Origin of the sequence: Hymenobacter sp. AT01-02 (assembly GCF_000961955.2) — a bacterium.
Classification (GTDB): Bacteria; Bacteroidota; Bacteroidia; order Cytophagales; family Hymenobacteraceae; genus Hymenobacter; species Hymenobacter mucosus.
Genome location: NZ_JZIR02000072.1, coordinates 1 through 23,587 on the forward strand (window position 1 = coordinate 1; position 23,587 = coordinate 23,587).

At 57.0% G+C, this 23,587-nt stretch carries 19 protein-coding genes, 1 tRNA gene and 2 pseudogenes; 8 read left to right on the plus strand and 14 right to left on the minus strand.

From position 1 onward, the window contains the following. Positions 1–121 precede the first annotated feature (121 nt). The 4 genes from VI25_RS18440 to VI25_RS18455 form a co-directional block, all read right to left on the minus strand. A complete protein-coding gene (locus VI25_RS18440) occupies positions 122–2,503 on the minus strand; it encodes a ribonucleoside-diphosphate reductase subunit alpha (RefSeq protein ID WP_045687472.1) in 2,382 nt (793 codons plus the stop codon). Positions 2,504–2,889: 386 nt separating this feature from the next. Beyond that, positions 2,890–4,356 carry a Gfo/Idh/MocA family protein gene (locus VI25_RS18445; protein WP_045687471.1) on the minus strand — a complete coding sequence of 489 codons (1,467 nt, stop codon included), beginning with the start codon at positions 4,354–4,356 and terminating at the stop codon, positions 2,890–2,892. 332 nt (positions 4,357–4,688) lie between these two features. Continuing rightward, complete coding sequence (locus VI25_RS18450; RefSeq protein WP_236705123.1) at positions 4,689–5,618, minus strand: DUF6624 domain-containing protein; 930 nt, start codon at positions 5,616–5,618, stop codon at positions 4,689–4,691. Positions 5,619–5,837: 219 nt separating this feature from the next. After that, positions 5,838–6,800: a ribonucleoside-diphosphate reductase small subunit gene (locus VI25_RS18455; RefSeq protein ID WP_072144860.1), complete on the minus strand. Its 963-nt coding sequence runs from the start codon at positions 6,798–6,800 to the stop codon at positions 5,838–5,840. A gap of 478 nt (positions 6,801–7,278) precedes the next feature. Between VI25_RS18455 and rplU the strand changes: the two genes are divergently transcribed. Next, entirely contained in the window at positions 7,279–7,584 is a 306-nt protein-coding gene (rplU, locus tag VI25_RS18460; RefSeq protein WP_045687470.1) for a 50S ribosomal protein L21, read from the plus strand. Positions 7,585–7,683: 99 nt separating this feature from the next. Beyond that, positions 7,684–7,977, plus strand: coding sequence for a 50S ribosomal protein L27 (rpmA, locus tag VI25_RS18465; protein WP_045687469.1), 294 nt, complete (start codon positions 7,684–7,686; stop codon positions 7,975–7,977). Between the two features lie 139 nt (positions 7,978–8,116). On the opposite strand, the gene VI25_RS18470 is transcribed toward rpmA, so the two are convergent. The 6 genes and pseudogenes from VI25_RS18470 to VI25_RS29000 all read right to left on the minus strand — a co-directional run. Beyond that, positions 8,117–8,887: a cyclase family protein gene (locus VI25_RS18470; protein ID WP_045687468.1), complete on the minus strand. Its 771-nt coding sequence runs from the start codon at positions 8,885–8,887 to the stop codon at positions 8,117–8,119. Between the two features lie 47 nt (positions 8,888–8,934). After that, positions 8,935–9,618 (minus strand): alpha/beta fold hydrolase, encoded by a 684-nt coding sequence (locus VI25_RS18475; RefSeq protein ID WP_045687467.1) that lies wholly within the window; start codon positions 9,616–9,618, stop codon positions 8,935–8,937. A gap of 71 nt (positions 9,619–9,689) precedes the next feature. Further along, positions 9,690–10,031 carry a hypothetical protein gene (locus VI25_RS18480; RefSeq protein WP_055562720.1) on the minus strand — a complete coding sequence of 114 codons (342 nt, stop codon included), beginning with the start codon at positions 10,029–10,031 and terminating at the stop codon, positions 9,690–9,692. Beyond that, positions 9,995–10,180, minus strand: coding sequence for a hypothetical protein (locus VI25_RS24845; RefSeq protein ID WP_152981696.1), 186 nt, complete (start codon positions 10,178–10,180; stop codon positions 9,995–9,997). Before VI25_RS24845 ends, VI25_RS18480 begins: the two co-directional genes overlap by 37 nt. An 81-nt stretch (positions 10,181–10,261) precedes the next feature. Further along, positions 10,262–10,918 carry a hypothetical protein gene (locus tag VI25_RS18485; RefSeq protein ID WP_410503443.1) on the minus strand — a complete coding sequence of 219 codons (657 nt, stop codon included), beginning with the start codon at positions 10,916–10,918 and terminating at the stop codon, positions 10,262–10,264. 90 nt (positions 10,919–11,008) lie between these two features. Continuing rightward, positions 11,009–11,487: pseudogene (locus tag VI25_RS29000) on the minus strand (radical SAM protein); the annotation flags it as partial. A 290-nt stretch (positions 11,488–11,777) separates the two neighbouring features. On the opposite strand from VI25_RS29000, the gene VI25_RS18490 reads away from it, so the two are divergent. After that, positions 11,778–13,616, plus strand: a complete 1,839-nt coding sequence (locus tag VI25_RS18490; RefSeq protein ID WP_161806979.1) for a BamA/TamA family outer membrane protein — start codon at positions 11,778–11,780, stop codon at positions 13,614–13,616. A gap of 156 nt (positions 13,617–13,772) precedes the next feature. On the opposite strand, the gene VI25_RS18495 is transcribed toward VI25_RS18490, so the two are convergent. Continuing rightward, positions 13,773–14,930, minus strand: a complete 1,158-nt coding sequence (locus VI25_RS18495; RefSeq protein ID WP_045687465.1) for an alpha/beta hydrolase — start codon at positions 14,928–14,930, stop codon at positions 13,773–13,775. A gap of 219 nt (positions 14,931–15,149) precedes the next feature. Between VI25_RS18495 and VI25_RS18500 the strand changes: the two genes are divergently transcribed. Continuing rightward, positions 15,150–15,222, plus strand: a tRNA-Met gene (locus VI25_RS18500). Between the two features lie 144 nt (positions 15,223–15,366). After that, positions 15,367–16,323: a DUF2490 domain-containing protein gene (locus VI25_RS18505; RefSeq protein ID WP_055562722.1), complete on the plus strand. Its 957-nt coding sequence runs from the start codon at positions 15,367–15,369 to the stop codon at positions 16,321–16,323. Here the strand turns inward: VI25_RS18505 and VI25_RS18510 are convergent. Together VI25_RS18510 and moeB are read right to left on the minus strand one after the other, a co-directional pair. Further along, a complete protein-coding gene (locus VI25_RS18510; protein ID WP_045687464.1) occupies positions 16,222–17,388 on the minus strand; it encodes a putative sulfate/molybdate transporter in 1,167 nt (388 codons plus the stop codon). The two genes, VI25_RS18505 and VI25_RS18510, sit on opposite strands and share 102 nt — an antisense overlap. A 47-nt stretch (positions 17,389–17,435) precedes the next feature. Beyond that, entirely contained in the window at positions 17,436–18,554 is a 1,119-nt protein-coding gene (gene moeB, locus VI25_RS18515; RefSeq protein WP_045687463.1) for a molybdopterin-synthase adenylyltransferase MoeB, read from the minus strand. A 270-nt stretch (positions 18,555–18,824) separates the two neighbouring features. On the opposite strand from moeB, the gene fdhD reads away from it, so the two are divergent. Further along, a complete protein-coding gene (fdhD, locus tag VI25_RS18520) occupies positions 18,825–19,709 on the plus strand; it encodes a formate dehydrogenase accessory sulfurtransferase FdhD (protein WP_055562723.1) in 885 nt (294 codons plus the stop codon). A gap of 81 nt (positions 19,710–19,790) precedes the next feature. On the opposite strand, the gene VI25_RS18525 is transcribed toward fdhD, so the two are convergent. Continuing rightward, positions 19,791–20,000 (minus strand): hypothetical protein, encoded by a 210-nt coding sequence (locus tag VI25_RS18525; protein ID WP_055562724.1) that lies wholly within the window; start codon positions 19,998–20,000, stop codon positions 19,791–19,793. Between the two features lie 320 nt (positions 20,001–20,320). Between VI25_RS18525 and VI25_RS18530 the strand changes: the two genes are divergently transcribed. Together VI25_RS18530 and VI25_RS18535 are read left to right on the plus strand one after the other, a co-directional pair. Continuing rightward, a complete protein-coding gene (locus VI25_RS18530) occupies positions 20,321–20,644 on the plus strand; it encodes a DUF7009 family protein (protein WP_045687461.1) in 324 nt (107 codons plus the stop codon). A gap of 42 nt (positions 20,645–20,686) precedes the next feature. Next, a pseudogene (locus VI25_RS18535) lies at positions 20,687–23,243 on the plus strand (FdhF/YdeP family oxidoreductase). Positions 23,244–23,587: the final 344 nt, after the last annotated feature.

Consider the following 23,587-nt stretch of genomic DNA (forward strand, 5'->3'; position numbering starts at 1 on the left):
TAAAGAGAGAGAACATAGACTTTATGAAAATACCTAGCGCAAACGTTTCCAATGCCATAATTGGTGAATATAAAAAAAGGGACTAGCTGTTAACAGCTAGTCCCTTTTCAGTGCCTTTAAATTACGAACCGCAGGCCTCGCAGGCGTCTGGGTTATCCAGGGAGCAGGCCATGTCGGAGGCGTTCTGGGCGGCTACGTTCAGCGGCTCCAGGGTCTCGGCGGCTTGCTTCTGCACCGTGAACTTGATGGCATCCACGGCGGCTTTGGTGCGCAGGTAGTACATGCCGGTTTTCAGACCCTTCTTCCAGGAGTGGAAGTGCATGCTGGTGAGCTTGCCGAAGTTCACGTTCAGCACGTGCAGGTTCAGGCTCTGGCTCTGGCAGATGTACGCGCCCCGGTCGGCCGACATATCAATAATGCGACGCTGGGAAATCTCCCACACCGTCTTGTACAGGTCCTTGATGTTCTGGGGAATGTTCGGGATGTCCTGCACCGAGCCGTTAGCGGCAATGATGGCATTTTTCATCTGCTCGTTCCACAGGCCCAGCTTCACCAGGTCTTTGAGCAGATGCTTGTTTACCACCATGAACTCTCCACTTAGCACGCGGCGTACATAAATGTTGGAGGTGTACGGCTCAAACGACTCGTTATTCCCTAGGATCTGGGCCGTAGAGGCCGTAGGCATGGGGGCTACCAGCAGAGAGTTGCGTACACCGTGTTCTACTACTTGGGCGCGCAGCGTTTCCCAATCCCAGCGGCCGGAGTCGGGCGTTACGCCCCACAGATCAAACTGGAACTGACCCTTGCTTAGGGGGGAGCCGGGGAAGGTCTCGTAGTGACCGTCCTTGATGGCGAGGTCCTTAGAGGCCGTCATGGCCGCGAAGTAGATGGTCTCGAAGATGTCCTTGTTCAGGCCGCTGGCTTCGTCGCTCTCGAAGGGCATGCGCAGGGCAATGAACGTATCGGCCAGGCCCTGCACGCCCAGCCCGATGGGGCGGTGGCGGCGGTTGCTACGCTCAGCCTCTACCACGGGGTAGTAGTTGATGTCGATGACCTTGTTGAGGTTCATCGTGGCGTGGTAGGTTACCTCGTACAGCTTCTGGTGGTCGAAGATCAGGTTGCCAGCTTCGTCGGGGCGCACGTAGCGGGGCAGGGCCAAGGAAGCCAGGTTGCACACGGCTACCTCGTCCTTGTCGGTATATTCCATAATCTCGGTGCAGAGGTTGGAGCTCTTGATGGTACCGAGGTTCTTCTGGTTGCTCTTGTTGTTGGCAGCGTCCTTGAACAGCATGTAGGGCGTGCCGGTCTCGGTCTGGCTTTCCAGAATGGCAAACCACAGGTCCTGGGCCTTAATGGTTTTGCGGCCACGGCCTTCGCGCTCATACTTTTGGTAGAGGCGCTCAAACTCCTCGCCGTAGCACTCATCGAGGCCGGGGCACTCGTTGGGGCACATCAGCGTCCAGTCGCCATTGGCTTCCACGCGCTTCATGAACAGGTCGGGCGTCCAGAGGGCATAGAACAAGTCACGGGCGCGCATTTCCTCCTTACCGTGGTTCTTCTTCAAGTCCAGGAAGTCAAAAATATCGGCGTGCCAGGGCTCCAGATACATAGCGAAAGCGCCCTTGCGCTTCCCGCCGCCCTGGTCCACGTAGCGGGCCGTGTCGTTGAACACCTTCAGCATGGGCACAAGGCCGTTGGAAGTACCATTGGTGCCTTTGATGTAGGAGCCCGTGGCGCGCACGTTGTGCACGGCCAGGCCAATACCGCCTGCGCTCTGCGAAATCAGGGCGCAGTTCTTCAGCGTGTCGTAAATGCCCTCAATGGAGTCGTCCTTCATCGTGAGCAGGAAGCACGAGCTGAGCTGGGGCTTGGGCGTACCGGCGTTGAAGAGGGTAGGCGTGGCGTGGGTAAACCACCGCTCGCTCATCAAGTTATAGGTTTCGATGGCGGCGTTGATGTCGTGCTTGTGAATACCCACGGCCACGCGCATCAGCATGTGCTGGGGCCGCTCTACCACCTTGCCATCGAGGCGCAGCAGGTAGGAGCGCTCCAGGGTCTTGAAGCCGAAGTAGTCGTAGTTGTAGTCCCGGTCGTAGATGATGGCCGAGTCGAGGGTGGCGGCGTGGGCGTGCACGATTTCCCACACATCCTGAGCAATGAGGGAAGCGTTTTCGCCAGTCTTGGGGTCCTCATAGGTATGCAGCCGCTTCATAGTGCTGCTGAACGACTTGCTGGTCACCTTGTGCAGATTGCTCACGGCAATGCGCGCCGCCAGAATAGCATAATCGGGGTGCTTGGTCGTGAGCGAAGCCGCAGTTTCGGCCGCCAAGTTGTCGAGCTCTATTGTGGTTACGCCGTCGTAAATGCCGTCGATAACCTTCTTGGCCACCTCAATGGGCGACACGTACATCATATTGAGCCCGTAGCAGAGCTTCTCAATGCGAGCCGTGACTTTATCGAATTTCACGGACTCGCGGCGGCCGTCGCGTTTGATTACCAACATAGGCGTAGCAGGTAGAAGGGTGTTGGGATATGGAAAGACCGGGCGGAGCCGGTCGAAGCTGTCAGGCTAAATACGGGGCGTTACCGCGCCAGGTGGCAGGGTCAACGGTTCCGAATATATCCGTCCTGGAATCTCAGGACAAACCTTCTCTCTAGAAGTTTTCCACATAAGCTTAAAATGCTGCCAATCAACGCGTTTTTGTAATTCGAGGGCTGCTATATAGCTAACTAAAATGGTTAGAAATAAGGTTGCTGAATTCCGCCAGAAGTGGTATTGTCGGTGGGAGGTGGTCAAGCGTACGCAAGCACATCGGCGCCCAGTTCAACAACCTTGTTGAGCTGCGCCGATGGATAGAGCGGGTTTTGCCCCGCGGCTGGAATGCGTGATTATACTCCCAGGGTCCAGCCTTGGCGGTATTCCCGCTTCACGAAGCGGTTGGCCTCGTCCCAGTTGGTTACCTTCATTTGGCGGGCGTCCCAGTCCAGTTTCAGGTTGCGGCCTGGGTACGTGAAGCCGTTGCCTGCCGCATTGGCGTGACGGACATCGTAGCCCCGGATAGCCAGGTTAGCTACCAGTAGCGCCTCCGTAAGCGGCCCGGCCAGCTCGAAGGGCGAGCTTACCTCTTTATTGCCGTAACCGGCCAAGCACGCCTCCACCCATTGCGCATAGTGACCATCAGCCCCTCCCGGCACGCGGGCCAGTGTGGGCTTCACCTTCACTTTGCTGGTACGGGAAAGGGGTAGCAGCTGCGGGTTGGCAGAATAGGTGCTAGCCATCATCTTGCCTTTCTTGCCCACGAACAGAATGCCGTTGCCTCCATCGCCAAACAACTCGTTGGAGCCGAGTTCGGCGGGCCGTTCAGGCTGAATGCCTCCATCCATCCAATGTACCGTCACGTCGTGCTTGGTTTTCGAGGTTTTGGGGAAGGTGAGTATGACGTGGCTAGAAGGCGGACAGCTCTCGGGGAAGTAGCCGCGCTTGAACTCATCAACATACACGCTGCCCACGCTAGCCTGCACGGCCGTGGGGTACTGCAAATCCAAAACTCGGAAGGGAGCCTCCAGCAGGTGGCAGCCCATGTCGCCGAGGGCCCCGGTGCCGTACTCCCACCACCCGCGCCAGTTGAAGGGCACCAGCTTATCAATATAAGCAGTGTGCGGTGCCGACCCTAGCCACAAGTCCCAATCTAGTTCGGCGGGCACCTTACCCGGCGTGGAAGACCACGGAATGCCCTGTGGCCATACGGGGCGGTCGGTCCAGCAATACACCGTATCCACATCCCCGATAAGCTTGGCATCGTACCACTCCCGCAGCTGCCGCACGCCATCGTTGGAGGCACCCTGGTTTCCCATCTGCGTCACTACCTTGTACTTGCGGGCGGCCTCCGTCAGTACCCGGGCCTCGTAAATGTCGTGGGTAAGGGGTTTTTGTACGTACACATGCTTGCCCAGCTGCATGGCAGCCAGGGTCACGTTGGCGTGGTTGTGGTCGGGCGTCGATACGGAAACGGCATCAAAGTTCTTGGCTTCCTTGTCGAAGAGCTGACGCCAGTCTTTGTAGTATTTGGCCTGAGGAAAAGACTGGACGGATTTAGCCGCGCGACGGTCGTCCACATCGCAGAGGTAGCCAATGCGGGCTTTGCCGCTTTTAAAGAAGCTGGCCAGGTCACTTTCACCTTTGCCGCCCACGCCCACACCTGCAATTACTAGCTGGTCGCTAGGGGCCGTGTAGCCCTTACCGCCCAGCACAAAGCGTGGTACAATCATAATGCCAGCCGCCGCTACTGCGCTTTTGGTGATGAACTCTCGGCGTGAAACAACAGGGGGTGGGTTTTCAAGCTTGTTTTCAGACATGGTGGGACATATTAGAGGGAAGTAAGTTGGAGCAGGTAAGCACGTTGGCGTATCATTCCGAGTAAGTAGAATGCGCCTGTCATATCAGAGGCCAGAAGGTACAAATTTCAGCGAGTTTACCCAGGTCCTTGGTTTCAAGTAGTAGAGTAGCAAGCCCCTCACTAACAGGCCGTATTACCTTCCGCGCCTCAAACATCACTGCTAGCCAACGACCACAGCTGTAGCCCTAGCCACTAGAGCTCCGCGGTGGTGCCGCGCCGGTAGGTGGCGCACGAGCAGTTGGTGAATAGCAGTTCCGTGTAGCAACCGTTAGGGCTGGTTAGGTTGGTGCTTTATTGCGCAGGCGGTGTGTACACTAGTCCAAAGCGCTTAGCGTAGCTGGCTAAGGGTTCCATTCCGATGGCGGCGCGGCGCTCATCTACGTGGGCTTCATCTTCAATGGGGGAGAATACAGTTTTGCCCGTGGCAGAATCGGTGTGGAGTTGGCTGCCATAGATCTGCGGCTTGCCCTGTCCGATTAGAATACGATCCTGTAACAGCGCCAGAGCCGATTTCGACAAGTCGCCCCGCTCGGCCGCCTGTTTAGCCATGGGGAAATACTTCTCCATAACGGGTAAGTTAGAGTGCTGAATCACAAGGAATACGGTTGTCGTACCGGTGTTCCCTACCTCAGCTTTGGTCGGCCATCCATGCGTATCTAGCAGCTTTGTGATGCGTTGCAGGTTATGCGCATCAGTAGCATCTATTTCCTTCCAGAGCGCCGTCATCTCCGGGGACTTCATGCCGTACTGTTTTTCAATGGCATCATACTTCATCCGCCCGCCCTGGTCCAGGACGTGAATGGAGTCGAGCTGCTGCTTAAGGGGCTTGTTGTAGTTGGCCTCTATCTTGGCTACGCTGGCCTGTAGCTTCGTGAGCATGGGCTGCCAGCGCTTGTCGGTGTGCAGGGCCGTTAGATCGGTGTCCTGCTTCACGTGGGCCACGTTTTCCCAGCCGGCCGCGGTAGCTTTATCAAGGTACTGAAAGGCTTTGGTAGCGTCGCCGGCCTGGGACCAGCTGCACGCGGCGTTGTACAGGTCCGCGCTGCTCGGTTGGGCCTTGGATTGCTTAAAAGCTTGGTCGTAGAGCATACCCGAACTCTTATAATTCTTCGCCTCGTAGGCATCAGCGGCTTGCTGGTTTAGCTTTCTGAACTCGCTTTGGGCAAAGGCGAGGCTGCTACTCAGCAGGAAGGTGGCCAGAAGAATAGTGACCTTTTTCATAGGGTACGGAGCGTATAAATTGTGGAAATAAAGGGCAGACTGTCAAAATATTAATGGGCAGCTACTACGTGCTGCCGCGGTAATAATACGATTTTACTATGAACGCGAAAGGGGGCGCCAATCATATGATTAGCGCCCCCTTACATTGGTGGCATTCAGCTGTCTAATGCACTGCGTGTACTACGAGCTACTCCTCAGACTTGCCCCACAGCTAGCCAATTAAAAATCCTCGTCGAGGGAGAAGGCATTAGAAGTCCGCTCACTCATAACCCCAGCTTTCTGGTACTCGCCCACGCGCTTCTCGAAGAAGTTGGTTTTGCCCTGCAACGAAATCATTTCCATGAAGTCGAAGGGGTTAGACGCCCCGTAAATTTTGCTGTAGCCCAGGGCATCCAGCAGGCGGTCGGCCACAAACTCAATGTACTGCGACATGAGTTGGGCGTTCATGCCAATCAGGTTTACGGGCAGCGCGTCGGTCACGAATTCCTGCTCAATAGTCACCGCGTCGCGGATGATTTCGTGCACGCGGCTTTCGGGCAACTTGTTCTGCAAGTGGTCTTTGTAGAGCAAGCAGGCAAAGTCGCAGTGCAGCCCCTCGTCGCGGCTGATGAGCTCATTGGAGAAGGTCAGGCCGGGCATCAAGCCCCGCTTTTTCAGCCAGAAGATTGAGCAGAACGAGCCCGAGAAGAAAATACCTTCCACGGCGGCAAAGGCAATCAGGCGCTCGGTGAAGTTCTCCGAGTTAATCCACTTGATGGCCCACTCACCCTTCTTCGCAACGGCTGGTACCGTTTCCAGGGCATTGAAGAGGTAGTCTTTCTGCTTGGGGTCTTTGATGTAGGTATCAATCAGCAGAGAGTACGTTTCCGAGTGGATGTTTTCCATCATCACCTGGAAGCCGTAGAAGCAGCGAGCCTCAGCCATCTGCACTTCCTGCATGAAATTCACGGCCAAGTTTTCGTTTACGATACCATCGGAGGCCGCGAAGAAGGCCAGCACGTGGCTGATGAAGTGACGTTCGCCTTCATTGAGGTTTTCCCAGTCCTTTTGGTCCTGAGAGAGGTCAATTTCCTCGGCCGTCCAGAAAGAGGCCTCGGCCTTCTTGTACATCTGCCACACATCATTGTGCTGGATTGGGAAGAGGACGAAGCGGTTGGGGTTCTCGGTGAGCAGAGGTTCCATGGCAACAGGGTAAAAGTTGATACGAGAGAAGGATAGGGAGGCCCCAATGGGGGCGGCAGTTCTAACCCCGGTCCGCCGGGTTTGTTTGCGACCGTGTAGCCCGACGGTACTTCGGACAGGAAGCCAAAGATAGGCCCCGCTTCGGGGAAGCAGGACCACGCCCCACCATTTTTTGTGTGTTAATTTTTGGCTATGCCGCTAAGCAGGTGAGCATTAGCCAACCCCGATAAATCAGTGTGGATAAGATAAGAGTAGGGCGTATGAATAAAAGTTATCCACATTTTGCCTGTGGACAATTGTGGTTATCCACAAAAATTCTATTCGCGTACCCGCTGGCGCGTTCCTGCTTAGGTGTTTCTGAAAGCTTGTGGCACAGATGCAGAAGCGGGAGCAATGAGGTTTAATGAGTTAGGGTTTGGATTTGTAAAATCATACTTCTACTTTTGCCTTCCATTTTTCAGAAACCGCGAAGACGCCGATGTACGCAATTGTCAACATAGCCGGGAAGCAGACCAAGGTCGAAGCCAATAAATTTGTATACGCCCACCGTTTGGCTGGCAACGTCGGCGACACCGTAGAGCTGGGCAAAGCCCTGCTGACCGATGATAACGGAACCCTCACCATTGGAGCTCCTGAGCTGGACGTAACCGTAACCGGTACCATCCTTGCTCACGTAAAAGGCGACAAAGTGTTGGTATTTAAGAAGAAGCGCCGTAAGGGCTACAAGAAGCTGAACGGTCACCGTCAGCAGTTCACTAAAGTACTGATCAACAGCATCGGGTAATTGAGCTGCCTGTTTTATGTTGCCAGTTGCTAGTCTGCGTAAGATTCGGCAACACTGAACTGGCGACAGGCAACTAATAACTCTCAACTCAACAATACCATGGCACACAAGAAAGGCGTAGGTAGCTCCAACAACGGTCGTGAATCGCATAGCAAGCGTCTCGGCGTGAAAATTTTCGGTGGTCAAGACATCATCGCCGGCAACATCATCGTGCGTCAGCGCGGTACCAAGCACCACCCCGGCCAGAACGTGGGTATCGGCAAGGACCACACGCTGTTCGCTATGATCGACGGCACGGTGCAGTTCCGCAAAGGCCGCAAAGACCGTTCGTTCGTATCGGTAGTTCCGGCTGGTGTGGAAGAGGTAGAAGCAGTAGCTGTTTCGGCCGAGTAGCACTAAAAGAACTTCCGGGATTGACCGGAATTTTGAGCAAAGGGGACCGTCCATTAGGGCGGTCCCCTTTTCGCATTACGCGGGAATCTGTTTCAGCAGGCTTGTAGGGCTGTAGTATCTTAGCTTATATAAAAGCCAACTAGGGCTGTAAGGCGTACAGTACCGGCTTGCTAGGACTGGCGTCCAGGACTAAGCTAGTGACTTGCAGATTCAGCAGATACAGGCCATCCGCTACCGTATCGGGCACGAAGATGAGCTCAGTGATGGTAGCCGCATGACGGGTAGCGTAAGGGTACTGCCAGAAGGCATGATGTGCTAATAGCTCGCCCCCGTCTTCTTCCCGGTCTACGCTGGGCAAGTCGAGTAGCAGGTGCTCAATACCTTGCGCCACGAGGTAGTGTGCTACAGCAGGCTCCAGATAGGTAGGGTTGGTGCCAGAGTACTGCCGGCTGCGCTTAGCATCGTCGTTGGGTAAGGTGCGCAGGATAAGCGCTTCAGGACAGAAGGTCTCTGTTTGGTTCTTGGCCAACTCTTGGCGTACGTCTTCCAGTAGTACTACCGCGTCGCCATTGGCCAGCACGCGGGGCTGCACGCTTACTAGCCGAGCTACGAACAGAAACCGCCGCAGGCAGCGGTCCAAAGTAGCCTCAGGTGCGGGCGAGATATGTCCGTAGCACTCGGTATGGGTGCCATTGCCGTGTGGGGTCAGGTGCACGCGCTTGTAATTGGTGCTACCACCCTCGGCCACGCTACCCACAAAGCTCCCCACCCGAATTACATCGAACTGCACCGGCTCGGCCCAGAAGCAATTTACTTGCTGCTCGCCGGGCGCTAGGGGCAGGGAGATGTCGAGCGGGGTACTGGGGTCGAAGGAGTAGGTGTGGCCTTGGTAGGGATAGGTAGCAAGCATGGAGCGGGCGTGTGAAATCAACTAGTAGAAGCAGGTTAAAAGCAGTACTAGGTAGCAGGAGGATGGGAAGGGGCTTCTGCCAGCAAAGCTTGGTCTTCTTCTAGCAGTTGGTTTAGAATCTGGCTGATTTCGAGGGCGTGGCTAATCACCATGAAGTGGCCCCCGCCGCGGATTAGATGCTCAACGGGTGTGAGACCGGGCGGAAATACTCGGTCTTCGGTGCCTAGAATCTGGATGCTACGTCCCACGCCTGTGCTGTCCCAGTGCAGCAGGCGGTGAATGGCCCACCGGGTATACACGGGCTCCATGTCGCGAAGGATTTCCTTGAACAAGGAGTACTCGCGCTGCTTTACGCCAAAGTACCACTGTCCAGCCCTGGGAAATAGCTTAAGCCACTGAGGAGGAAACAAGCGGTACACACCGGTAGCTCGGATAAGGCGCAGCAAGGGAGGCAAACAACTTGCATCGGGAATACTGCTGATAAGTACGGTGCGTAGGCCAGGGTGCGTTCGGGTGATTTCTAAAGCCACCACGCCCCCGAACGACACACCCACGATGATGCCTTTCTGCTCCGGTGGAATGATAGCTGCCATGCGGGCAGCATAGTGAGGTAGGGTTTCGTTGGGCTCGGGGGTAAGCCAGAGCAGTACCTGCGTTTTGCCCCGCAGCAGGGGTAGCAGGTTCTGAAACACCCGCTCGTCGGCGCCTAGGCCCGGAATGAGGTAGAACACGGCAGGTCTGGCTAGTAGTAACAGCTAAAAATAGGTGCGCAGTAGCGGCAAAGGCGAACTGTACGAATGGCTCAGGGCTCAATGCGCAAAAACACGTCTTCCAGGTAGAAGATGTTATGCGGTTGGCCAGATTCGTATTCTTCAGCCTCTTCGCTATCGGCGTCGAGGCTAATGCCGAACGATTCCTCGTCGTCTTCCTCATCCTCGTCGCCGAAGGGACCGTCGGCCGGATAGGTACAGGAAAGTTTTAGGGCCACGTTGGGCAAGGCCACGGGCGGGTTCGCCTCTGTGTTGTATTCGAGTAGGCAGGGCCACTCCGTGACGGTAGCCAGGGCATCGGCCACGTCTTCCTGCACCGACTCGGCGCGGGCTCCGGCTAAGCGCAGGAGTAGGTCGAGCTGCTGAAACGGCAAGCCCAGGTGAAAGAAGTGCAGCTCCTGATCAAAAAGGGTAGTAGCCAGATAGTTACGTCGTCCGAGTTGTCGAAGACAATGGCCGTAAGCTGCACCTGTTCCACAAAGAAATCAGTATCATCAGCCAGGGCGTCAATCAATCTTCTCATATACTAGCAGCAGATTAGGTAGCAGGCCGGGGGCGAAAAGTGCAGGTGTGAATAGAAGAAAGGTGCCTCCCGGAGGGGAAATTAGGAGTTTACGGGCGTACTACTGCCTGTCGTTGCCGAATCTGAGCTCTGAAATAATTCTAGGGTGATATGATCTGCTAGTAGCTTGCCCCGGTTGGTGAGGCGTAGGATGCTAGGGGTGAGCTCTGCTAACCCGGTACGGTGCAGCTCCCGCAAATACACGGAGTGCTGTTGGTGTAAGTCTACCCCGAGGGTGTCGCGCAGGTAGGTGAGGTTGCACCCCTGAGCCGTACGGAGGCTGGTCATCAGGTACTCGTTGGCCCGATCCAAGGTAGTCAGGTGTTCTATAGTGGCTGGCACGTGGCCCTGCTCCAGCACAGCCTGTACATACTGGTGGTTGTTGGCGACGGTGTACTGCCGGTTGTGACCATCAAAGGAATGGGCACTAGGACCCAAACCCAGGTAGGGCACGCCCTGCCAGTACGCCGAGTTGTGGCGCGACTCGCGGCCGGGCTGGCAGAAGTTACTGATTTCGTACTGCTGGTAGCCGTGGCGCTGCATTTGCTCCAGAAGCATTTCAAACTGCTGAGCTACAAACTCATCGGGTGGGGGCAAGAAGCGGCCTTTCTTTGCCTGCCGACCAAACACTGTACCGGGCTCAATGGTGAGGGCGTAGCAAGACAGGTGAGGCACCTCCAGGGCGAAGGCGGCCGCCATATCCTGCTCCCAGATGAGATGGTCGGGGGCTGGCACTCCATAAATTAAGTCCACCGAGATATTCTCGAAGCCCGCGGCCTGGGCTTGCTGTACCGCTACCGTCGACTCTTGAGCGGAGTGGGCCCGGTTCATAAGCCGCAAGTGAGGCTCGTGGAAGCTTTGCAGCCCAATGCTGAGGCGGTTGATGGGGGAAGCCGCCAACTCCCGCAGCTTGGGCGGTGTCAGATCGTCGGGGTTAGCTCCAAGGTAATCTCGGCATCGGGGGCTACCGCAAAGTGCTTATGAATAGCCGCAAACAGAGCATCCAGCTCGGCAGTCGAAAGCAGTGAGGGAGTGCCTCCACCAAAGTAAATGGTGTTGAGCACCGCATGTGGCCCTAAGTAGGCATGGCGCAATGCTAGCTCCCGCACCACGGCCTCCACTACGCTGCCCTTCAGCCCCAAGGAGGTACTAAAGTGAAAGTCGCAGTAGTGGCATGCCTGCTTGCAAAAGGGAATATGGAGGTAAAGGCCGGACATGAGGAAAGCAAAAAACAGAAGCCGGCCCTGGATAGGTGGCGGCCAGCGCATACGGTAGTGAGTGGCAGTTTCGCCAGTAAGAGCAAGCCCCGTCCGTTGGTAAAGGTGACGAACGGGGTTTACACATAACACCTGAAACACCAGCGGAAGTTGCTTTTGCTGAGCTACTGCCTACAGCAAGGCCTCATCAGCGGCAGTGGAAGGCTGAGCAGTGAAGGGCAGGAACGTTATGGTAGGCCCCGGCGCAAGCAAGCCGCACTCCGGTGTACTTTCGGGAAATTAAAAGCGCGTTTTTGCGTTTCAGAGCACAAATGTACGTCCGCGCCCTCTTTCTTGCTTGGTTGAGTTGCTTAGTGCTGAGCACTGGGCCGTCGGCGTGGGCGCAGGTAAGCCCCGGCACGCCAGGCCAAACACCGCTACAAACGCCCCCGCTACCCCCTGCTACCGCCCGCCCCGATACGGCAAGCCGTCGGCCTATACCCGTGCGGCGGCCTATTGCTGTAATTGTGGCTGTGGAGGAGGCCGACCGCCCTGTGCTACGCCGCTACCGGTACAAAGCCAGTGCTGCCGATTCGGTGACGGCCCTCCGCGATGTGCGCAGCCTTGTGCTGGCCCTGCAAGCCGATTCGTATCTGACGGCCTCAGCCGATGATTTGCACTGGGGGCACGACTCCCTGCGGGTTCGGCTTTACGTTGGTGAGAAATTCCGCTGGGCGCGTCTGCGCAACGGCAACCTCGGCGACGGGCTGCTTACGCAGGCCGGCTACCGCGAAAAGCTGTTTCGGGGACAGCCGTTCAACCCTGTGGAGTGGGCCAGACTTCAGGAGCGCATCTTGCACGCGGCCGAAAACCAAGGCTACCCTTTTGCTACTGTGCGCCTAGATTCCCTGGAGCTGAACGGTGCCAACATAGCGGGACGCGTGGTGCTGCAGCGGGGCGCTCCCGTACTATTCGACTCCTTACAGGTTCTGGGTACCACCAAAACGCGCAAGCAATTTTTAACCCGCTACCTGCAGATTTTCCCGGGGCAGCCGTTCAGCCAGCAGCGCTTAGACGAAGCCACCCGCCGCCTTCGTCAGCTACCCTACGTGCAGCTCAAGGCCGATCCGGAGGTGCGTTTTGCCCGGGGGCGGGCGCGGGTGTACTTTCTCTTGGAAGATCGGGCCGCTAGTCAGTTCGATGCCATCGTGGGGGTACTACCCAACACAAACCCCGGAGTAGGGGAGAAGCGCGTGCAGATTACCGGCGACGTAACCATCAACTTGCGCAATATCCGGGGTGGGGGCAAGGGTATTGGTATTCAATGGCGCAAGCTCGACGCGCTGTCGCAACTGCTTGATGCCCAATATGTGCATCCCAGCTTTTTCGGAACGCCCTTGGAGCTTGGAGGCACCTTCAACTTGCTCAAGCAAAGCAACCAGTTCCTGACGGTGCGGCCCCGCCTACAGGTCACCTACCCCACGGCCCGCGCCGGGCGGGTTGCGTTTTTCACTGAGCGCCGGAGTTCCCGCCTGCTGTCCAACCCCTCGTTTAAAACGCTCACGGTCCTACCCGAAAACATCGATTCCAAGTTTAACTCCTACGGCCTAGACTACGCTTGGAGTAACCTAGACGATTTGTACTTCCCGCGGCGTGGCACGGCCATTACGGGGCAGGGGGCTATTGGTACCAAAAGCATCAGCAAAAACTCTGAGCTAGACCCTACCCTCTACGAAGGGGTAGCCCTGCGCTCGACGCAGGTGAGCGTGGGCGTGCGGGCCGAGCGGTATGTGCGCATTGGGGGCAATGGCGTGCTCCTTACCCGCCTCCGGGGCGAAGGACTGGTGAATGAACGGCTGTTCTTAAATGACCTGTTTCGGTTAGGTGGATTAGCTACCCTCCGCGGCTTTAGCGAGTTGGCGTTCTATGCCAGTCAGTACGCCGTGGGCACTGCCGAACTCCGCCAGTTCACCGGGGCCGATTCCTACGTGTTCGTGTTCGTTGATCAAGCGTGGCTGCGCCAGCGTATAGCCACGGAAACTGCCCTCGATACTCCTACTGGCTTGGGCGCGGGACTGAGCTTCCGCACCGGCGCGGGCATATTTCAGTTCGTGTACTCCGTGGGCCGCTCGGAAGAACTTAACCAGAAGATAGCCCTGGGCTCCTCTAAAATCCATTTCGGTATCACCAACCGGTTCTGAGGCAGCACGGGCTTCTTAGAATCAAGATCTGTGTATGGCTCATCTTGCTGGCGCTAAGAAGCAGCGCAGCATGTACAGTAATGGCCAGATTTGTCAAAAAGCAAAAAGCCCCGGCTCGGAAGAGCCGGGGCTTTTAGTGCGTGCGTAAGCCTTGGCTTACTGAAGGGCTTTTTTCAACTCGCCAGCGGCTAAGTCTTCGGCCTGCATAGCCTCGGGTACAACGGCGCCCATGCCAAAGAATTCATGGGTCACGTTTTCGTATAGCTTGTAGGTTACGGGAATACCAGCAGCCTGTAGTTTGTCAGCGTAGGTTTTGCCCTCGCTCATCAGCGGGTCGATGCCGGCGCCGATAACGGTAGCGGGTGCCAGGCCTTTCAGGTTAGGCGCCGTTACCAAGGAAATCATGGGGCTCTTCCCGTCGGCGGGAGTGCGCAGGTACTTATCAAAGAACCAGCCCATGAAAGGCTTACTCAGGGGCTTAGCGTTGGCGTTCTTCTGGTAAGAAGGCGTGTTCATGTCGTAGCCAGCAATGGGGTACACCAGCAGTTGGTGCTTAGGCTGCATAGCGCCCTTGTCGCGGGCCATCATGCACACAGCGGCGGCTAGGTTACCGCCGGCGCTTTCCCCTGCCACGGCTACGCGCTTGGGGTCACCCTTGATGGAAGCGGCATTCTTCAGCACCCACTGGTAAGCTGCAAAAGCATCGTTGTGGGCCGTGGGAAACTTGTGTTCGGGCGCTTGACGATACGCTACCGATACGAAAATGGCGCCCGTCTTTTCCGTCAGGGCCCGCACAGACGGGTCGTAGGTGTCGAGGTTGGCAATAACCCAGCCTCCACCATGGTAGTACACCACCACGGGCAGCGGCCCGGTAGCACCTTTGGGCATGTAGATGCGAGCTTTTACGCCCGGAGCTACTTCCTTGCTCATCGTGTCGAGGGGAGAAGGTGGCGAGGGTACATGGAAATCTTGCATCACGGCCATAGTAGCATCGGTAGCGGAAGGAGCCTTGCGCACTTCAGCTACGGGCAGCTTCTCTGGCGGAGTAGGACCTTGCAGCTTTTGCAGCTTTTCAATTACCGTGAGCATTTCCGGACCAATATTGGGTGCCCAGGCTGGTGGCGGGCCAGCAGGCTTCACCGCTTGCGGACCGGCCGTGGCGCTATCGGCGGGGGTAGTAGCCGCGCTATCGGTTGGGGTGGTAGTAGCAGTGGCACCGGCTTCGTTGTTCTGCGCGGAGTTGCAGGCAGCCAGTGAAAGACCAAGGGCAAGCGTTGGGAAGGCCCAGCGCAGCGTGTGAGGGAAGAGGTTCATACAAGTGTGGTTGTTGTTAGTAGTGCAGGTGCTCCCGTGTACGGTCCGGTAAATCAAACTGAGCGCTAGCTGCCAAAATCTTGCACACTTGTATAGTGCGTGTATTTAGATGGAAAATTATTCTGCCTGATAATCAGGTAGAAACCAATCAGGTGGTAGTATTTGTAACTACAAGTGCGGATTTAACGAAAAACTATCTACATTTGCATCACCAAACAGTGCGGGGTGGAGCAGTTGGTAGCTCGTTGGGCTCATAACCCAAAGGTCACTGGTTCGAGTCCAGTCCCCGCTACCTAAAAGGGCGTTTCCAATCTGGAAACGCCCTTTTCTTTTGTTCGTAGCACGCGTTGCACGCCAAATTCTGGCCTTCCAAATGCCTAGGTAGGCCAGCCTCTATAAGCTAGCACTAGGTTAAATCTTACCATGCTACTGGCCTATGTTCTCCTCCCCCAACCGAGTCGCGTCCTACCTGACTGCTGTGCTGTGCGCGGCAGGTACCCAGTTGGCAGAGGCCCAAACCAACGCCGTACCCGACCCGCAGTGGGGCTCTTGGCACATTGGAACGGTGATATTGCCGGGTGGACCGAAGCATTGGGGCGGCTACGCCGAAGTGCAGGCTCGTGCCAATGGCCTCTTTCGGCAGTATTTCTACACTGAGCTAAAGGGCGGAGTCAGCTACGACTTGGCCAAGAACTTCACCTTTATGGTAGCGGGTGGCCGCTACGCCACATCTGACTATCGGGACCTGAGCAATGGCCCGCTGAACGTGGAAAAGCGCCTGTGGGAGCAAGTAACGTTTACTCACTACAGCGCCCGCCTGAAAATAGAGCACCGCTACCGGGTGGAGCAGCGCTGGTTTTCTTTCCGCGACGATATCACGCCGGGAGGCTCTTACCGCTACCGGAACCGTATTCGCTACCGCCTCAACGGCTTCCTGCCCTTGAATCACCCAACCGTCACGAACAAGACAGTTTTTCTATCCGTTTACGACGAGGTGTTTTTCAACACGCGCGGCCCCTTTTTCGAGCGCAACCGGGTGTACGGGGGGGCAGGCTACCAGTTCGACCCGCACTGGACGGTGCAGGCTGGGTGGGTAAACCAAGCCAACTTTACGCCCGCCAGCTACCGGCAACATGTGTTTACTCCCCAAACAACGGCCACCAAAAACAACCTAGTGCTGTCGGTGATGTATCGCATCAACCGCCGCAATGGCGAAGTGCCTGCCGCGAGTACGTGCCTTCGCAGCCGGACTAACCAAGTCTGGGGCAGTAATAACTCAGAAATGGAAGCACTACTTGCCCAGCCCTACCCAGCCGCGCTGCATGGCGTAGTAAAGCGCCGTGCCCACTACCAAGCCAATAAGGTAGCCGTAGGGCGGCAATCCGCTACATAGTAGCCCCACTAGCAGGGCCAGCAGCAGATCGGGACGAGAGGTGCTGATGTCGCGGAGTAGGGTGGCTAGGGTAAGGGCCTCAAACAGCAGCAGAACTCCCAGCAGGGGCAGCGGAAAAATTTGCACCACTTGTTGAAAGCCTTGGCTAAAAAATAGCCCTAGTATTAGAAACAGCCCCCCGTAGAGCACCACCGAACCGCCCGTGCGCCCGCCGAATGTGTAGTGGCCTACCATGCCGCCCGAGCCGTGGCACACCGGAAAGCCACCCAGGAAGGGATTTACAAGATTCATGAGGCCGTAGGTGAAGCTGATTTGCCGCACCGACAGCCGCCGATCAGGAAAATAGTCTTCTACTACCTGCTTTGTAGCCAGCACGGAATTGCCGAGCGACAACGGAATTTGGGGCAAAGCCAGCAGCAAAGCGCCGTACTTTATATTGTCCCAGGTAGGGGCCTGCCAGCCGGGTAGGTGCAGGCCCACGGTGCGATGCGCGGTAGCCAAATCCAGCTTGAACGTTAGGCCATAGGCAACGCCTAGGGCCAATACTACCAGCGCGGCCGGCCAGCGCCGGTTGCCGAGCAGCACCGCCGTTACTAAAAAGGCGGCGGCCGCCAGCCAGTAGCCCGGCAGGCCATCGGCTGGCACATACTCCTTGAGGGCCAGCGTAGCCAGCTGTAAAGCCAGTCCAAACTGAATACCCCGAATAACGGGCTTGGGCACTAGCTGAGCCAGCTTATCAATCAGCCCCGATACTGAGAGCACCAACATGCTGACCCCAATGGCCAGCCCACCCCCAAAAATGACCTTGCCAGGAATCTTTTGGGCAATGACGAGGGCAGCAAAGGCCTTGAGCGGCTGCACCGGCATGGGCATACCGTACCACAGCCCGGAGAAAATTTGCATCACCCCAAACATCACCAGCACGCCCGCACTGTCTACGCCCGAGGCGGCAATGATGCCAATGAGCAGTGGCAAGTCGGTGCCTAAATCGCCAAAGGCCCCAGCCAGCTCATTTCGGTCAAATCGGATACGCGGACGAGAAGGCGGTGTGGCGGTAAGCGGCATTGGGGCAATGGGAAATAATCAAAAGAACGAAAAAGAGGGACAGCTAATTAAGCCGGCGAATGCGGGGCATTCGCCACGTTGAGAGCTTCTTGCCAAGCCAGAAAGCCTCCATCTAGGTTAAGCAGATTGGCAAAGCCGTACTGAGTTTGGAGACGCTCTACGGCTTGGGCGCTGCGGCTACCTGAGCGGCAGTACACTACTACGGGGTGTTGCTTAGGAACTGCGGCCACGCCCTTGTCGAGGTTGCTCAGGGGAAGCAGGGTAGCGCCCGGCAAGTGGCCTGCGGCATACTCGTGGGCCTCGCGCACATCCAGTAGAAACGGGGGAAAGTCGGACTCCAGTTGCTGCTGTAGCTCTGCCACCGAAATGCTCGTGACGCCTACCGCGCACAAGTCGGCGTAGTCTTGGGGGTTGGCATTGGTGAGGTTGATGGCGGCTTGCTCAGGCTGGCGGGCAAACTTGAGCGTGCGGGTTTGAAAAGTGAGGGCATCAAACAGCCACAGCCTACCTGATAGTACCTCGCCAATGCCTAGCACGACTTTGAGGGCTTCCGTAGCCTGGGCCATACCCACTAGGCCGGGCAGCACACCCAGGACACCCGTGGCGTCACAGTTGGGCGCTTCCGCCGACGAGGGTGGCTGCGGGAACAGGCAGCGGTAGGTAGGACCACCTTGGTAGTTGAACACTGAAACCTGCCCCTCGAACTTGTAGATGGCGCCCGAAATCAGGGGGCGGTTGAAGCTCACGCAGGCGTCGTTGAGAAGGTAGCGAGTCGGGAAATTGTCGGAGCCATCCACTACCACATCGTACTTGCTGACTAGCTCGCGCACGTTGCCTAGGGTGGCTCGGCAGCGGAAAACTTCCGTGTGCACCAGAGGGTTGATGCGCTTCACGGCGCGGGCCGCTGCCTCAGCTTTGGGCTGGCCCAAGTCGGCGGGGCCGTACAGAATCTGGCGTTGCAGGTTGCTACGGTCGACTGTATCTGCGTCCGCAATGCCCAGGGTGCCCACGCCAGCCGCGGCTAGGTATTGTAAAATGGGGCAGCCTAGTCCGCCCGCACCCACCACTAGTACGCGGGCGTTTTTTAGGCGGAGTTGGCCAGCTTCGCCAATCTCAGGTAGCTGCAAGTGGCGGCGGTAAATCTGACGTTCTTCGGAGGTTAGCATGTACACAAGATAACAGGTGCCGGGCTGACAACCGGGGCAGAGTACGGATAAATAGTAACTCAGCCGCAGGCTTCTCTCGTTACTTTGGCACGTGTGGGCCCTGGTTGCTTAGCTCAAACTTACTTCCCGCCCATAAGGTTAAAAGGAATATACCACTGCGTTCTGCCTACCCCCGCTTGAGTAAGGATCTGCGCGGTTCCAATACAACTTCAGCCAACTTCCTACCCCGTGCTCGTTGCAGGGTGAGGACCCACCCCGTTACGTATCACCATGTCTGCTCCTGTCTTTCTCCCGCCCACCAGCTACGATTACGTGACTGTGCATAAAGTGCAGGGCACTACCATGACTACCGCCTCCGACGTGCTGGCCGCCGAAGAACCTCTGGAAATCAGGGTGGGCTACGGGCCAACTGGGGAGCGGGAGCACCGCACCCTTTCCATTACCATGCGCACCCCCGGCCACGACTTTGAGTTGGCGGCGGGCTTTTTGCTTACCGAAGGCATCATCCATGGCCGCCAGGATTTGCACGGCGTCATTTACTGCCCTGATGTAGAGAAGGAAGATGAGCGCGAAAATGTGGTGCGCGCCGAGCTAGCCCCCACAGCCACGCCCGACCTGCCCCGCCTGGAGCGCCACTTTTACACCAGCAGCAGCTGTGGCGTCTGCGGCAAAACCAGCATCGACGCGGTGCACGCGGCCGCTTGCCCGGTGCTACCCACGGCCGGCCCCTACATCGACCCTGCCGTAATCCATCAGCTACCGGAGCGGCAGCGGGCGGCCCAGGCCTTGTTTGAGCAAACGGGCGGCTTGCACGCGGCCGCGCTGTTCTCACCGGCCGGCGAGCTGCTGTTGCTACGCGAAGATGTTGGCCGTCATAACGCCCTAGACAAAGTGATTGGCGCGGCCCTTTTCCAGGAAATGCTACCCCTGCACGATGCTGTACTGCTGGTAAGCGGGCGCGCCTCTTTTGAGCTGGTGCAGAAAGCAGCGGTGGCGGGCATTCCGGTGCTGGCTGCCGTAGGGGCTCCCAGCTCCCTGGCAGTACAGGCCGCCAACGATTTCGGGATGACCCTTTGCGGCTTCGCCCGCCAGGGGCGCTACAATGTTTACTGCCACGAATGGCGGCTTCAGTCTGCCGGGCAAGAAGTGGAGTAGTAGATTCCGTTACTGATAGCGCGCAGCCAGTGTCTCGTTACGCGCCGGTTACCACCAGTGGGGCAGCTCTGTTCCGGCCACCTACCACCATAGTGCACCCCAAACCAGGGCTGCTGCCAAGTAGCCAGCCACTAGCCGCCCGCCCAGTGGAAGTGCTGCCCGCAGCAGCAACCGCCGCCCTACCTGCTTCGCAAACAGCAAGCAGCTTGTAAAAAGCAACGCCACGTTCATCAGGCAAGCCGCCGCTACCAGGGTTCCACCCCAATAAACGGTAGTGACTAGTACTGCCATCCACTGGGTGTCAGCAACACGCAAGCCTACTACTAGCCAACAGTAGTGCAATGACTTCGCTATTCAGGGTGAATAGCAGCCAATAGGAGCGTATCGTTGCCACAAATCACACGGGAATACGGGGCAAGAGGAGGTGTACTGCTAGCTAACCCGCTGGATGGAGCCAACAGTACAGTTCTGCTTCCAAATAAAACCGTAAAATCGGTTCGTCTATTTCAGCAGCATGGGCGGGCATTTTACTGATTTTCCGGTCATTTCGCTAAGCGCCACCGCAACATCTGACGTGTTACCTGCGTCTGAATCTCATACCATTTCTTCTCATGAAACTTCGCATTGAAGACAACTCGTTGCGCCTCCGCCTGTCGGCGGAAGAGGTGGAGCAGTTTGCTACTGTGGGGCGGGTAGCCGCCCTGGTACCCCTTGGGCCTGCCGCCGCCGACAGCCTGACTTACGCCTTAGAGCGCGCCGAAACCGAGGAGTTTCGCGTCACTTACGGAGCCGGGGCCCTCACTGTGAAAGTGCCTGCTACGCTGGCCAACCATTGGACGAGTACTGACCAAAATGGCCTTTCGGCTACCCTCATGGTAGCCGAGAATCAACCCCTGAAAATCTTAATCGAAAAAGACCTGGACTGTCTGCATTGACGGGCTGGGCTACCACCCACACTGCTACTTCCCCTCCGCGCTATGGACAAATCTCCTGCTTACGACCCCAATCAGGCCGGTAAAATAGATCAGCAAACTGCTGGCAACAACGTTCCGAAGAGTGGTGAGCGCCCCGATCAGGGTGCCGCCCCTACCAGCGACAACTGGAGTACCTCACCCGAGCGGGAATCAATGGACGAGCGGCCCATGGAGGCGCCTGATACGCTAGGTGCCAAGCACAAGCACCCCATTCTGGCCCAGCCCCCCGAAGAGTTTACGGGCCTTAAGCTGAGCAAGCCTGCAAAAGTAGCGGCTGGCGTAACGGCAGTACTGAAGTCGGGAGCCTTTGCGTTTAGCGAAGATGGCCCCGTGCGTGGTACTCATGCCCTGCTTAAGCTAAACCAGAAGGACGGGTTCGACTGCTCGTCTTGCGCCTGGCCCGACCCCGACGACCACCGCTCCGTGCTGAGTTCTGCGAGAACGGCGCCAAGGCTACTGCCTCCGACGCTCAGTCGGACCCCGTGGGGCCTGATTTCTTTGCCAAGCACAGCCTCGCGGATTTGTCGCGCATGACGGACCGCGACCTGAATAATGCGGGCCGCATTACCCACCCCATGGTGCTACGGCCGGGGGCTACTCACTACACACCCATTGAATGGCCTGAAGCTTTTCAGCTGGTAGCCGATGAGTTGAACGCGCTGAAGTCGCCTAACGAAGCCATCTTCTATACGTCGGGCAAGGTGCCGAATGAGCCGCCTACCTCTACCAGCTGTTTGTCCGGCAGTTTGGCACCAACAACTTGCCCGACTGCTCCAACCTGTGCCACGAGAGCAGCGGCGCCGCCCTGAGCAATACAACGGGCCTGGGCAAAGGCTCCGTGACCCTGAACGACATGTACGAGGCCGAGGTAATCCTTATCATTGGGCAGAACCCCGGCACCAACCACCCGCGCATGCTCACGGCCCTGCAAAAGGCCAAGCGCAACGGAGCCAAGATCATCAGCATCAACCCCCTGCATGAGGCGGGCCTGCTGCACTTCAAGAACCCGCAGGACTTTATGAACCCCATCAAGGCCCTAGGGGTATTGCTGGGCGATGGTACCCCCATTACGGACGTGTACTTGCAGGTACGCATCAACAGCGACCAACTGGTGATGCGTGGGTTGATGAAGTGCTTGCTGGAGGCGGAAGCACTGAACCCCGGCCAGGTCCTTGATCAAGGCTTTATTCAGGAGTATACCACGGGCTACCCCGAACTGGTGGAGACTCTGAACAATACTAGCTGGGCCGATATTGAGGAAGCCAGCGGCGTTACGAAAGCCCAGATTCAGGAGGCCGCCAACTTAGTGGCACAGCACAAGAAAATCATTACCTGCTGGGCAATGGGCCTTACTCAGCAGAAGAATGGCGTGTACACCATTCAGGAGGTAGTGAACATGCACTTCATGAAAGGTGCTATTGGTATCCCCGGCGCCGGCTTGTGCCCGGTGCGTGGCCACTCCAACGTGCAGGGCGACCGGACCATGGGCATCTGGGAGCGGCCCACCGAAACCTTCCTGGCTTCGCTTGACAAGGAGTTCAACTTTACCTCTCCGCGTGAGTACGGCTACGATGTAGTAGAAGCGGTGAAGGCCTTGTATGATGGCCACGTGAAGGTATTTATGGGCCTGGGGGGCAACTTGCTCTCGGCCTGTTCCGACACGGAATTTGTGGCCGAAGGCATGCGTAAGCTGCGCCTCTCGGTGCACGTGACGCCCAAGCTCAACCGCGGCCACTTGGTAAACGGCGAAATGGCTCTAATTCTGCCCTGCAAAACCCGCATCGACATTGATATGCAGAAGTCTGGGCAGCAGTTTATGACCTGCGAGAACTCCATGGGAGTAGTGAGCATGAGCAAAGGCGTGTTAGAGCCTATTTCTGACCAAATGCTGAGCGAAGTAGCCATTGTGAGCGGCATCGCCATTGCTACGCTGGGTGAGCGCAGCACCGTAGACTGGGTGGGTTGCACCGAGAACTACGACCTCATCCGCGACTATGTGGCCCGTACTATTCCGGGTTTCGAGGAGTTCAACACCAAAGTGCGGCACCCCGGTGGCTTCTACCTGCCCAACGGCCCCCGCGAACGGAACTTCACCACCGAAAATGCCAAGGCCAACTTCACCAGCACTCCGTTGGAAAAGCACGTGTTTGAGCCCGGCCAGTTGGTGATGATGACCATTCGCTCGCATGATCAGTTTAACACCACGGTATACGACTACAACGACCGGTACCGGGGTGTGCATAACGAGCGGCGCGTTATCTTCTTAAACCCGAAAGACATGGCCGAGCGCGGTATCAAAGAGAAAGGCTTGGTAAATATTACCAGCCACTTTGCGGGCCAGGAGCGCCACGCCGAGAAGTTCATCGCCATTCCCTACGACATTCCGAAGGGCAACTGTGCCATGTACTTCCCCGAAGGCAACGTGCTGGTGCCTATTGGCTCGGTTGCCTACAAGAGCAATACGCCTACCTCAAAGTTTGTGATTGTGACGGTGGCTCCGGTGGAGCTGCCCATTGGTACCCAAATTCCGACTTCCGACCGAGTAGCAGTGCCAGCTTAGGCTTACCCGGAGTAATCCCAAATAGAGAAGCCCGATTGTGCAAACAGTCGGGCTTTTTGTTGTCTTGCTACTTTGGGCTAGTAGGCTTGCTGCCAAGGTGCTTGAGCGTTGGGCAACGTCACGATATAACGACCAATTCCGTAACCTCCACAGTTACTTCTGCGTCTGACATACTACGTATTGTGGAGTACACACACTGGTAGCGAGCGGTGTACAGGTGGCGTTGGCTGAGGTGGAATGCCGCAGTACGCAACCAACACAAGGTAAAGCGGTGTTGCCTTAGAGTGCTGGCAAACTGGCTCTTCACCTGGCTATCATCAAATGCTGCTTCTGTTGGCGGTTGG